Consider the following 12,258-nt stretch of genomic DNA (forward strand, 5'->3'; position numbering starts at 1 on the left):
GTTCAAAACTCCGCCATCAACCGGCCGAAGCCGTCGATCTGGTCAGTCACTTCATTGTGCCGCAGTGCGTGCCAGTAGGTCGCGGTATTGATCGCGATCACCGGCTTGCCGAGCCACGTTTCGGCGGCGGCGGCGATCCGGATCGCCGACAGGTTGGTGCCGACCTGGATGAGCGCATCGACGTCGTCGCCGTCGAGTGCCTTGAACGTGTCGATCGTGCGCCGCTCGTCGACCTCGGCGATCGCCGTCCACGACGGGCATTGCAGCGGAATGTTCCGCACCGTCTCATAGCCGTAGTCCGACAGGAAGTTGCGGACTTCGGCATTCGCGGTCGGATAATATGGCGAGAAGAACGCGACCTTATTGATGCCGCCGTACGCCGCAAGCGCCGCGGCAAGGGCTTCCGAGCCGGTGCTGACGCCGAGGCCGGCGACGTCCTCGACGGTCTTGCGCCACTGCTGCGCGCCCTTGGCCCCGCCGAAGAAGGTCACCGCCGACATTCCCATCACGAGATAGTCGGGGGCGCACGTCAGGACGCCGCGGACCGCGTCGATCGTGTTGTGGCTGATCTCCCACGCCCCCGCCATGAAGCTCTCGTTCGACACTGCCTTGGCGTTGTCGACGACGATGCGGCTGTAATGGTTGGTGACGCCGCGCGGGCGCAGATCGTCGAAGTCGGGCTGGACGATGGTGTTGGTCGACGGCCCGAGCACGCCAAACTTGTGGCGGTAGCCCTGCGTGTCGGCGTTGCGGCGGACCCGCGCGCTCACAGGACGGCCTCGGCTTCGGCAAGGCTTTCGAACATCGCCTGGCGCAGTAGATACTGGCGCCGCAGCGCGGGGTCGGCGTGGATCCGCTCCATGCGCTCGCGATTGCGGTCGCCGCTGCCCTCCATCTGCGCCTTGTTCTCGATCGTCTGCGCCTGGATGAAGCTCTTGGTGACGCTGCGCCGCTGGCGGTCGAAGCGGGCGAGCTGCTCGGCATCGCCGTCCTGCCGCAGGATCGCATACAGCTTGTCGCACAGGTTCCACACGTCGTGGACACCGCTGTTCATGCCGAACCCGCCGAGCGGATTGTTGAGATGCGCGGCATCCCCGACGATCGCCATTCGTCCGCGGACGAAGCTTTCGGCGACGCGCTGGTGGACGCGGTAGATCGTGCGGTGGTCGGTCTCGACCGGGATGTCACCGACGATCCGCGCGAACACCTTCGCGGCATTTTCGTCGGAGACGAGATAGTCGTTAGTCTCGTTGCCGTCCGCCGGCACGAGCACCCGCCACAGGCCAGGCACCCGCAGGAGCACCAGCCACTCGTTGGGGTCGGAGATGTAGTTGACGTAGGCGAGGCCCGGGACGTGGTCTTCGATCGGGAAGCGCGTCGAGAAGCTGACGAACTTCTCCTCCCAGGTGAAACCCTCGAACCCGACGCCCATCAGCCCGCGCACCGGCGACCGCGCACCGTCCGCACCGATGAGGAACTTCGCCGAGACGTCGAAGCGCTGCCCGTCGCGTTCGAGCGTTGCGATGACGCGGTCGCCCTCCTCTCGCGCATGGACCAGCGCGGTGCCGAGCTGGAAACGGTCCGCCCCCGTCGCGGCGAGCCGCGTCGTCAGCAGCTCGGCCAGATGCGTCTGCTCGCACTGCAGGCGGAACGGGAAGCGCGTCATGTCCGACAATTCGGTCAGGTCAAACGCGAGGGTATCGCCGCTCTGGCGGTCGCGCAGGTGATAGACCGGCGCCTTGAGGCCCATCGCGATCAGCAGCTCGGCGGTGTCGATCTCATGGAGCATTTCGAGCGTCGAGGCATGGAAGGTCGAGGCGCGCAGGTCGTGAGACAGCGACGTCTGCGCTTCGCAGATCACGGTATCGATCCCCATCGACGCGAGCCGGGCCGCGCCGACTGCGCCGACCGGCCCCGCACCGACCACCAATACTTCGACTTGCTTCATGGATCCCCCCGGGGTGCGGATTGCCGCTGGCCCGGATTGTTCGCACCAAGCTCGCGGGTCTGGCGAACGGCGGCTATTTTTTGTTCGCCTGGCGAATGTCGCCCCGGCGGGCGGGGACGTTGCTTGACAGGGCAGGCGCGACAGGAAAGTCTCGGCCGATGCCCAGCGAGACGCCGACCGAGAAAAGTGCGTCGATCCGGGCGATCAGCCGCAGCGTCGCCGTGCTGCAGGCGATCAACCGGTCGAGCTCGCTGACGCTGACGCACATCTCGGAGGCGGTCGGCCTGCCCTATCCGACGACCACGCGGATCGTCCGGACGCTAGTCGAGGTCGGGCTGATTGAGCAGGAGCCGTCGCGCAAACGCTACCGCCCGACGGCGCTCGTCCAGACGCTATCGTGCGGCTTCCAGAACCACGACCGGCTGGTCAGTACCGCGCGCGCGCGCATATCGTCGAGCTTACACGGCTGATCGACTGGCCCGTCAGCGTCGTCACCCGCGTCGGCAAGCAGATGATGGTGCGCGATTCGACCAGCACGATCACGTCGCTCACGTTCAACAATTACTATCCGGGGTGGCAGGTGCCTTTGCTGTCCTCCGCGTCGGGCCGGGTGTATTTCGCCCATGCGAGTGCGCAGGAGCGTGCCGAATTGCTCAAGCAATATGCGACCGACAGTCAGGGGCTCGATAACCTGATCATCCGCGAGTTCCGCGACGGCGACGCGGTCGCGAAGATCGTCGAGGCGGGCTATGCTGCGGTTGCGCGGACCGCTTACTCGGCCAATCCCGGGCGGACGTCGTCGATCGCGGTGCCGTTGTTCGAGAACGGCGTGCCGCTCGGCTCGCTCGCGCTGGTCTTTTTCGCGCAGGCGGCGTCGATGTCGAAGGCGATCGAGCGGCTGCTAGAACCGCTGCGCCGCACCGCGCTCGCGATCCAGGCCGATCTCGAACGCAACCTGCCGCAGCCCGAACCGCAGGACGAATAATCACCAGGCGATGATTAGGCCGCCGCGCGGTCGAGCCTGCCCGTCTCCTCGGCTAGCCTGATCCGGCACATCCGAGGGGTTCGAACTGATGGCAGACCCGGCACTGGCCGAAAAACTGCGGCGCGGCGAGTTTATCGTCGCACCCGGCATTCAGGACATGATCACCGCCGTCATCGCCAACGATGTCGGCTTCGACGCGGTTTACGGAACCGGCTACTGGCTCACTGCGTCGGCGTTCGGGCTGCCCGATGCCGGCATTGCCTCGGTCACGCAGATGACCGACCGCATGGCGACGCTTGTGCGCAGTTCCAACGCTCCGGTCATCGCCGACGGCGACACCGGGCATGGCGGGCTGCTGAATGTCCACCACACCGTCCGCGCGTTCGAAGCGGCGGGGGTCACCGCGATCCAGATCGAGGACCAGCAATTCCCCAAGAAGTGCGGCCACACCCCGTTCAAGCGCGTCGTCACGCCGGACGAGATGGTCGACAAGATCAAGGTCGCCCGCGACGCGCGCCGCAGCGCCGATTTCCTCATCATCGCCCGGACCGACGCGATGCAGAGCGAAGGCCTCGACGGCGTGCGGCGGCGGATGGACGCCTATGCCGAGGCGGGCGCCGATGTGCTGTTCCCGGAAGCGCTCGGCAGCGAGGCGGAGATGCGGCTGGTGTGCGGTTCGCTCGATCTGCCGGTGCTCGCCAACATGGCGACGGGGGGCATCACGCCGATCCTGCCGGTCGCGACGCTCAAGGACATCGGCTTCGCGATCGCGATCTTCCCGGCGCTGACCAGCCTCGTCGCGAGCGCCGCGGTCGAGGCGGCGTTGCGCACGCTCAGGGGCAGCGGCGACGGCACCGCGCCGGGGCAGGACGTCTTCGATTTCAAGCGCTTCTGCAGCCTGATCGGCTTCGAGGACGTGTGGGCGTTCGAGCGCAAATGGGCCGCTGCGCCCGCGGGAGAATAATATGGCAATCTGGCTCAAGCGCGGCGCAAAGGCCGATCAAAAGGCGGCGATCGACCGGTCGGTCCGCGACACGGTCGAGACGATCCTCGCCGATATCGGCGCGCGCGGTGATGCGGCAGTGCGCGAACTCTCGCAGCGCTTCGATGGCTGGTCACCCGATGCGTTCCTGCTGTCCGACCGTGACAAGCAGGATTGCCTCGACCAGCTGAGCGACCTCGACCTGTCCGACATCCAGTTCGCGCAGGATCAGGTCCGGCGCTTCGCCAAGATCCAGCGCGACAGCATTCGCGACGTCGAGGTCGAGACGCTTCCCGGCGTCACGCTCGGCCACAAGAACGTGCCGGTCAACGCCGCAGGCTGCTACGTCCCCGGTGGGAAGTATCCGCTGCTGGCGTCGGCGCACATGTCGGTCATCACCGCCAAGGTCGCTGGCGTCCCGCGCGTCATTACCTGCGCGCCGCCGTTCCGCGGCAAGCCCGCGCCTGCGATCGTCGCGGCGCAGGTCATGGCGGGCGCGGACGAGATCTACGTGCTCGGCGGCATCCAGGCGATCGGCGCGATGGCGATCGGTACCGAGACAATCGCGCCGGTCGACATGCTCGTCGGCCCGGGCAACGCCTTCGTCGCCGAAGCCAAGCGCCAGCTTTACGGCCGCGTCGGGATCGACCTGTTCGCCGGGCCGACCGAGACGCTGGTGATCGCCGACGAGACCGTCGACGGGGAGCTGTGCGCGACCGATCTGCTCGGCCAGGCCGAACATGGTCCCGACAGCCCGGCGATCCTGCTGACGACGTCGGAGAAGCTCGCGCGCGATACGATCGCGGAGATCGAGCGGCTGCTGGCGATCCTGCCGACCGCGCCGATCGCGCGTATCGCGTGGGAGAATTACGGCGAGGTGATCGTCGCCGAGGACCACGCCGAGATGGTCCGCATCGCCGACCAAATCGCCTCCGAGCACGTCCAGGTGATGACCGCGAACGACGACTATTTCCTCGCCAACATGACGAACTACGGCGCGCTGTTCCTCGGTCCGCGGACCAATGTCTCGTTCGGCGACAAGGTGATCGGCACCAACCACACCCTGCCGACCAACAAGGCGGCGCGCTATACCGGCGGGCTGTGGGTGGGGAAGTTCCTCAAGACCTGCACCTACCAGCGCGTCACGACCGATGCGGCGTCGGCGATGATCGGCGAATATTGCTCGCGGCTGTGCTCGCTCGAAGGCTTTGCCGGGCACGGCGAGCAGGCCAACATCCGCGTGCGCCGCTACGGCGGCCGCAACATTCCCTATGCTGGCCGCGCCGAACCGGTCAGCTCAAGCTGAGGGGCGGACGGCGTCGGGCGCGGGTGTCAGCGCCCAGTCGCCGTCGTGCCATTCGAGCAGCAGGCATCCGCCGACGGTATGCTCGTCGAAGCCGTGGATGCTGCGCGCCGGGTTCCACAGGAACGATCCGGCGCGCATCGGTCGGGTGTCGTCGGGCTGGATGTCGCCGTCGAGGCAGAAGATTTCTTCCTGTACCGGATGCCAGTTCGGCCCCGCGCCACGGAAACCTGCGGGGACGCGGAGGAAGCGGGTGTCGGCCTTCGTCTCGGGATCGATCCACAGCACGCGCCGCTCAAACCCGTCCAGCAGGCGGCCGTCGATGATCGGGGTGAACGGCGGGATTGTATAGACGTCCTCGATCACGACCGGCGGGCGGTCCGTCGGGGCGGACCGCAAGTCGAAGATCGCGATCAACGTGGCTCCGACATCGCTCGAGACGGGCAGGGCAGTGGTGCCCGCCGGCAGCATGGCGAAACCCGCCTCGCCAAGCTGCTGGTCGCCAATTTGAAGCGCGCCGTCGAGCACGAAGAGTTGCGTGGTGCCGGAAATTATCACGTCGGACTCAGCGCGCCATTGCGGCGAGAGGGTCACGATCGCGCTCCGCGCGCTGCCGTCGTCGAGCCGCCGCAGCACCCGTAGCGAGACCGCCGCGCCGAGCAGGGTGCCGCTTTGTTCTGGAAGGTCGTCGCGGTGGACGCACACCGAGGTATCGATCGCGAGCTGTGGCACGGCCTGCATCTTCGGGTCCTCCGGTTGGCCGAGCCATCCTGCGCGCGCGCGCCACGACCGCGAGCCTCTGGTCGAAAATCATCGCCTGGCGATTATTTCGCACGCTGATCCTGCGCTCGCGGCGCTGGCGGCGCTAGCATGGGGCGCTTGGAAGCGAACCGGAAATCAGGATCATGCGACCGCAGATCGAAGCGCTCGACGTCGACGCGATGGAATGGCAGCCGCTCGGGCCGCCGGGGCTCCATAGCCGCCTCCTCAGCCGCGATCCCGAAACCGGCGCGCGGACCGCGCTCCAGCGGCTGTCGGTCGAGGGTCGATACAGCCCGCCCAAGGTCGCGCATTTCCATACGACCTATGAGGAAATTCTCGGCGTGTCGGGCTGCTTCAGTTTCGATTCGCGCACGTGGATCCGGCCCGGCGCATATGTTTTTCACCCGCCGCGCACCGTTCACGGCTTCAAGAGTGCGATCCGCGAGGAGTCGACCTTCCTGTCGCGGATCGGGCGCGATCTCGACGTCAATCTGGTCCACGAGCCCGAAGCCGACGACCTGTATGTCGCGCAGGGCGACGCGCCGCCGCGTGCGCCGGTCGCCTATGCCGATGCGGTGGCGTCGCTCGGCTGGCGGTCGGGGATGCTGCTCGGAGCGGCGGTCGCGACGTGTCATCTGAGCCATGATCCCGATAGCGGCGAGGGGTCGGCGCTCGTCTGCCTCCCCGTCGGCTGGGCGGCGTCGCAAGCGTTTCTCGACACTTATCTCGAACTGTTCGTGCTGCAGGGCGCGGTCGGCGTCGGTGCCGTGCCGGGCGCGGATCGCCGCGATTACTTCTTCTATCCCCCCGGCGGCGCGATCGGCGCGCTTCAAACCGACCGGCCGACGATTGTCTACGTCAATTTCGGTGCGGAGGTCGGGGTCTGACCGTCGCCCTCCTTTCGCAAGTCGAGGGCCGTGTTGGCATCTGGTGTGTCGCGGCGCTCGCCGGGCAGGTGGACCTCGTCTTCGCCGTAGTCCCGGCGCTCGATGGACCCGAGGCGCGCGCCCTGTGGCGCATCGACAATGTCTTCATAATCGCTGCCGACTGCGCCGACGAGGCCGGGTGGCGCCACATCGCCAAGGTACACCAGGCGGCTGTAGGCGAGATCGACGTGATGGTGCACTGCCCGTCGGTGCGCGGCGACGACGCGAACCGGATCCTACGGTCGAACTGGCTCGCGCTCCAGCATTCGCACCGCTTCATGGCCAAACGCGGCGGCGGGACGATGGTGATCGCCTGCCGCGCGCCGCAGCCCGGCGTTTTCGCTCCGGCACTCGATGCCGCGCTCGCGGGCACGCGGCTGTCGGCGACCGCAGCAATCCTCGATGCAATGAAGGTCGGTCTCGCCCCCCGGTGCAACCGGCTGGTGTTCGACGATGACGTAGCAGAGGGTCCGTTCCGTGCGAGCCTGGCGGCTTTGGTCGACGACCGGAGTAGCTTCATGACCGGTGGTGAGCTGCTGCTGTCGGGGAGTGCTGGATCGGACGATACTCGGCTGTCGGGGAAGACGATCCTCGTCACCGGGGCAACGTCGGGGATCGGGCGTGCGACGGCGGTCGAGATCGGACGGCTCGGCGGGTTCGTCGCGGTCGGCGGGCGCAAGCCTAAACTCGCCGATGAGACGCTCGAACTGGTGCGCGCAGCCGGCGGCGACGGAATGGTCGTGCCCCTCGACGTCACCGATCCGGCGGCGTGGTCGCAAGCGGTCGCCGCGGTGATGACGGAACGGGGCGCGCTCCACGGCCTTGTCAACAATGCCGGCGAGGCCCGCAACAAGCCGATCGCCGCGCTCACCGCCGCCGACTTCGACTTCCTGACCGGGATCAACCTGATGGGGACGATGCTCGGGATCGACGCCTGCTGCGAAGCGCTTGCTGCCAGCGGCGGCGGTGCGATCGTCAACATCGCCTCGGTCGCGGGCATCCGCGCGGCCCCGGGCGGGTCGGCGTATGGCGCGTCGAAGGCGGCGGTGATCGGCCTGAGCCAAAGCTACGCGCGCGCCGAGGGGAATGCGCGCGGTGTACGGATCAACGCGCTCCAACCGGGGCTGATCTGGAGCGACAGCGTCGCCGACTCGCTCGGGGAGGAAGGGGCCGCCGCCTTCCGCGCGATGATCGAGCCGAAGACACCGCTCGGACGCGTCGGCGCGCCCGACGAGATCGGACGGATGGTCGCGTTCCTGCTGTCCGACGCCGCCGCGCCGATATCGGGTCAGGCAATTAGCGTCTCGGGCGGGCTGGAGTTCAACCTTCCTTGAAGCCGTAGCCGGTCAGTGCGCGGCTCCGGCAAAGCGCGCCGGATAGCGCCCAAGCGTCAACAGGATCGCGGCGGAGGCGACGAACAGACCGGCCGAGATCAGCAGCACCGGGTGATAGCTGCCGAGATGATCGCGGATCGCGCCGTAGCTGGCGGGCGCGATGCCTGCCCCAAGCCCGAAGATGGCGTACTGGATGCCGTAGAGCTCGCTGAAGTGCCGCCGGCCGAAATAGCGTCCGGTCATATAGGCGACGAGGTCGAACTCGGCCCCGGCAATCAAGCCGATCGCGGCGACGGCGACCGTGCTGCCGACCACGCCGGGCTGCGTCGTCAGTGCGACTGCGGCGATCGTCGCCGGGATGATGAGGATCGTGCCCGCGAGCGGCGCCCACAGCCGGTCTAGCATCCAGCCGCACAGCAGTCTCCCGATCGTCACGCTGATCGCCAGCACCGCGAGGACCTTGGTCGCCGCGCCGGGTGTCAGGCCGTTGTCGGCGAGCAGTGGCATCAGGTTCGGCATTAGACCGCCGGTGCCCGCACCCACGCATAGGGCCGCGATCGCCGCTGCCCAAAAGCGATACTGGCGCAAAGCCTCACGCACCGACAGTCCGTCCGCCTCGACAGCTGCCGTCGGACCCTCGCGCGGCGCGGCTTCCTTGAGCCACACCAGCAGCACGGGCACCGCGATCAGCAGCGGCAGCGCGCCGAGGCCGAGATAGGCGACGCGCCACCCCGGCCCGGCGATGAGCGCGTTGAGATAGAAGGGGAAGATCGCGCCCGAAATGCCGGTGCTCGCCAGCATGATGCCGAGCGCGAGGCCGCGCGCGTGCTCGAACCAGCCGGTGATGACCTTGGCGTACGTCATCGGCAACGTGCCCAGCGAGACGAGCGCGATCAGCACCCAGCCGGCGTAGAAGGTCAGGATATTCGATCCTGTGGTCGACAGCAGCATCAGCGCGATGCCGAGCCCGATCGTCGACGTGATCGCGACGCGTCGTGCGCCGATCTTGTCGGTCAGGCGTCCAATGCTCGATCCGAGCAGGACCAGCGCTGCCGTGACGAAGATGATGCCGAACAGGATTTCGCCACGCGGCCAGCCATATTGCTTCTGCAGCGCGGTCGCGAAGATGCCGGCGGTATAGGCCGGGATCGGTGACAGGCCGAGCCCGGTGCCGACCGAGCAGGCGACGAGCGGGCGCCAGCCGCGGCGGAATTCGGCCGCCTGGAGCGACCAGCGGGATACCGTGTCGTTGCGCTGGTCCACCGTCGCCTCCGTTCGCCTCGCACGACGCGCGCTGGCTGGCACAGCCCGGATGGTCGGGCAAGGCCGGCAGCCGTCGCGATCCCCGGCAATGAAAAGGTATCATGGTGTCGGAGCAGTGATTTGGGTGTTGCCCAATTTATTCACCAGCCGAATATTTTGGACGGATCGCCTAGTGTCGAGACGAGCCTGTGGCATTCTGTCACTAAGCAGTTCTTCGTCCCAGTCCGACGGATAAATTGAATAAAATGACAGAGAAGATTGACTATTCGCAGAGCGAATAAAAGACAAAGCTCGATTGGTTGAAGTGATATCCACCGCCTAGCCTCCGCTTGTTACCAACACGTGACAATCAAGGGGGACTTGAAATGGCATTCCGCACCGCCACGTCTTTGCGTCTGATGACCCTCGTATCGGGTCTGCTCGGTTCGACCGCAGTCATGGCCCAAGCTGTGCCCGAGCCTGCGCCCACGTCGGTCGACGCCGCTCCGGTCGCGAGCGGTGACATCGTCGTCACGGCGCGCCGCCGACAGGAAACTCTCGTCAACGTCCCCATCTCGATCACAGCGTTCTCGGCGCAGCAGATCCAGGAAAAAGGCCTCAACAGCGTCGCCTCGGTCGCGCAGCAGACGCCCGGCCTCCAGTTCGACCAGGGCCCCTCCGCCGCCGACATCCGCCCGTCGCTGCGCGGGATCGCGCTGATCGAGGGCCGCTCCGACGTCGCGATCATCGTCGACGGGATCGACGTCACCGGCGTCTCGCTCAACAGCCTGCTCGGCGGGGGCGGCGCGCAGACTGCCGCGTCGTTGATGGACCTCGAGCGGATCGAGGTCGTGAAGGGACCGCAGACGGTCTATTTCGGCCGCAGCGCCTTCGCCGGCGCGATCCAGTTCATCAGCCGCGATCCGTCGTTCAACCTTGGCGCCAAGGTCGACGCCGCGCTCGGCGACCGCGGCCGTCGCGAGCTCACCGCGCACATCACCGGCCCGGTCATCGGCGACACCGTCGCTGCGACCATTTCCGCGACGTACCGCAATTTCGACGGCTATTACTCGAACCCCGGCAACGGCCAGCATCTTGGCGGCACCCAGACTGCGGGCGTCGGCGGCTCGGTGCTGGTCAAGACCGGCGACTACACTGCCAAGCTGCACCTCAACTACATCCACGAGCATGACCAGCCGCCCGCCGGCTATGTCGCCCCGCGCACCAACACGACGCTGCTCGGCGTCACCTATGTCGATCAGAAGTTCTTCGACCCGAGCCAGGTCGCGATCTCGTCGAACATCGATTATCTCGGCAACGTCTCCGATACGTATCGCGCCGTCCTCAACCAGAGCCTCAACCTTGGCGGCGGTTTCGCGCTCGACTCGATCACCGGCCTCAACAAGATCGATTCGACGATCCAGTTCGACTTCGACACCAAGCCCGCCAACGTGCCGGTGACGGTGGCGGCCGGTGGCGGCACCTTCAACTGCATCGCGCTCGTGTGCGTCGGCATTTCGGAATTTGACACGCATATGCGGCAGATCAGTCAGGATCTGCGGCTGAGCTACACTTCGCCCAGGCTGCGTGCGATGGTCGGCGGCTACTTCTTCGACGAGCGTTACGGCGAAGTCGATTACAGCCGCTTCGTTGGCTCGCAGAGCACGATCGGTGCCACCCGCGCGAACGTGCTGGGGCGGCCGGCAACGCTCGACACCGACACCTATGCGCTGTTCGGTTCGGTCGATTACACGCTCACGGACAAGCTGACGCTTACCGGCGAGCTGCGCTACAGCCACGAGGTCATCGATTCGACCGCGGCGACGGGCTATAACTTCCTGCTCGGCACCGGCAGCAACGCGATCACTTTCGTCGGGCACAAGGCGTTCAACAGTGTCCTGCCTCGCGTCAACGTGAAGTATGACATCAGCGATTCCGCGAACGTCTACGCCAGCGCCGCCAAGGGCTCGAAGCCCGGCGGCTTCAACACCGGGCAGGTCCGCGACGACCTGCGCCCGTTCAAGCAGGAGACGATCTGGACCTACGAACTCGGCACCAAGGGGCATTTGTTCGATCGCCGGGTGAGCTTCGAGGCCGCGCTTTATTATTCGGACTGGAGCAACGTCCAGGTCACGACGATCTGCTTCGGCAATGCCAGCGCGTTGGGGCCCGAACCGCAGTGCCCGGACGCGACGGCGGTCAGCCTCAACTACATCATCAACGCCAAAAAGGCGGTGGCGAAGGGTGCCGAGATCAACCTGAGCGCCAAGGCGACCGACAAGCTAACGATCGGCTTCAACTATGCGTACGCCGATTCCAGGTTCAAGGATTTCGAGGCACGCGACGTTTTCCCGGCGGCGTCGTCGCAGGCGCTGCGCCAGTTCGGCGGCAACCTCATGCCGCTGATCCCGAAGCATTCGATGTCGGGATCGGTCCGCTATGAGCAGCCGGTCGACACCGTCACCGTGTTCGGTGAGTTCGACGGCCGTTACCGCACCTCGCGCTTCGCCCGCTTCGACAACCGCGTGCTTATCGCCGACAAGGCGGTGTTCGACGTTCAGTTCGGCGTGCGCGGCAAGGACTGGTCGCTGCTCGCGTTCGTCGACAACATCATGAACGACCTGACGCCCGAGTTTACGCGATACTACGGCAACTTCAACCCGAGCACGCGCAACGGCGAATATATCTCGGCTCCCGCCAAGCGTGCCTTCGGCGCGCGCGCCAGCAAATCGTTCTAAGAATGGCGTGTACTCCCCGGCAAGACAGCCGGGGAGCT

General features: G+C 66.5%; 11 protein-coding genes. 7 read left to right on the forward strand and 4 right to left on the reverse strand.

Annotated features, from left to right (window positions below; translation table 11 throughout):
* Window positions 1–2: 2 nt before the first annotated feature.
* Both KTC28_RS12205 and KTC28_RS12210 read right to left on the reverse strand, forming a co-directional pair.
* Entirely contained in the window at window positions 3–770 is a 768-nt protein-coding gene (locus KTC28_RS12205; RefSeq protein WP_216707447.1) for a maleate cis-trans isomerase family protein, read from the reverse strand.
* Window positions 767–1,948 (reverse strand): FAD-dependent oxidoreductase, encoded by a 1,182-nt coding sequence (locus KTC28_RS12210; RefSeq protein WP_216707448.1) that lies wholly within the window; start codon window positions 1,946–1,948, stop codon window positions 767–769. Before KTC28_RS12210 ends, KTC28_RS12205 begins: the two co-directional genes overlap by 4 nt.
* Before the next feature lie 158 nt (window positions 1,949–2,106).
* On the opposite strand from KTC28_RS12210, the gene KTC28_RS12215 reads away from it, so the two are divergent.
* From KTC28_RS12215 to hisD, 4 genes are all read left to right on the forward strand, one after another.
* Entirely contained in the window at window positions 2,107–2,418 is a 312-nt protein-coding gene (locus KTC28_RS12215; RefSeq protein WP_216707449.1) for a helix-turn-helix domain-containing protein, read from the forward strand.
* Complete coding sequence (locus tag KTC28_RS12220; RefSeq protein ID WP_216707450.1) at window positions 2,346–2,933, forward strand: IclR family transcriptional regulator domain-containing protein; 588 nt, start codon at window positions 2,346–2,348, stop codon at window positions 2,931–2,933. The genes KTC28_RS12215 and KTC28_RS12220 overlap by 73 nt, the downstream gene beginning before the upstream one ends.
* A gap of 88 nt (window positions 2,934–3,021) precedes the next feature.
* Window positions 3,022–3,897 (forward strand): isocitrate lyase/PEP mutase family protein, encoded by an 876-nt coding sequence (locus KTC28_RS12225; protein ID WP_216707451.1) that lies wholly within the window; start codon window positions 3,022–3,024, stop codon window positions 3,895–3,897.
* A 1-nt stretch (window position 3,898) separates the two neighbouring features.
* Window positions 3,899–5,221 carry a histidinol dehydrogenase gene (hisD, locus tag KTC28_RS12230; protein WP_216707452.1) on the forward strand — a complete coding sequence of 441 codons (1,323 nt, stop codon included), beginning with the start codon at window positions 3,899–3,901 and terminating at the stop codon, window positions 5,219–5,221.
* Here the strand turns inward: hisD and KTC28_RS12235 are convergent.
* Window positions 5,213–5,959 (reverse strand): DUF4437 domain-containing protein, encoded by a 747-nt coding sequence (locus KTC28_RS12235; protein ID WP_216707453.1) that lies wholly within the window; start codon window positions 5,957–5,959, stop codon window positions 5,213–5,215. The genes hisD and KTC28_RS12235 overlap by 9 nt on opposite strands.
* A 164-nt stretch (window positions 5,960–6,123) precedes the next feature.
* Between KTC28_RS12235 and KTC28_RS12240 the strand changes: the two genes are divergently transcribed.
* Window positions 6,124–6,867, forward strand: a complete 744-nt coding sequence (locus KTC28_RS12240) for a cupin domain-containing protein (RefSeq protein ID WP_216707454.1) — start codon at window positions 6,124–6,126, stop codon at window positions 6,865–6,867.
* A gap of 68 nt (window positions 6,868–6,935) precedes the next feature.
* Window positions 6,936–8,240: an SDR family NAD(P)-dependent oxidoreductase gene (locus KTC28_RS12245; protein WP_216707455.1), complete on the forward strand. Its 1,305-nt coding sequence runs from the start codon at window positions 6,936–6,938 to the stop codon at window positions 8,238–8,240.
* Between the two features lie 12 nt (window positions 8,241–8,252).
* Here KTC28_RS12245 and KTC28_RS12250 read toward each other — a convergent pair whose 3' ends face one another.
* Window positions 8,253–9,503, reverse strand: coding sequence for an MFS transporter (locus KTC28_RS12250; RefSeq protein ID WP_216707456.1), 1,251 nt, complete (start codon window positions 9,501–9,503; stop codon window positions 8,253–8,255).
* Window positions 9,504–9,868: 365 nt separating this feature from the next.
* Between KTC28_RS12250 and KTC28_RS12255 the strand changes: the two genes are divergently transcribed.
* Window positions 9,869–12,220, forward strand: a complete 2,352-nt coding sequence (locus tag KTC28_RS12255) for a TonB-dependent receptor (protein ID WP_216707457.1) — start codon at window positions 9,869–9,871, stop codon at window positions 12,218–12,220.
* The last annotated feature ends 38 nt before the right edge of the window (window positions 12,221–12,258 follow it).

It is taken from the genome of Polymorphobacter megasporae, from assembly GCF_018982885.2.
Lineage (GTDB): Bacteria > Pseudomonadota > Alphaproteobacteria > Sphingomonadales > Sphingomonadaceae > Polymorphobacter_B > Polymorphobacter_B megasporae.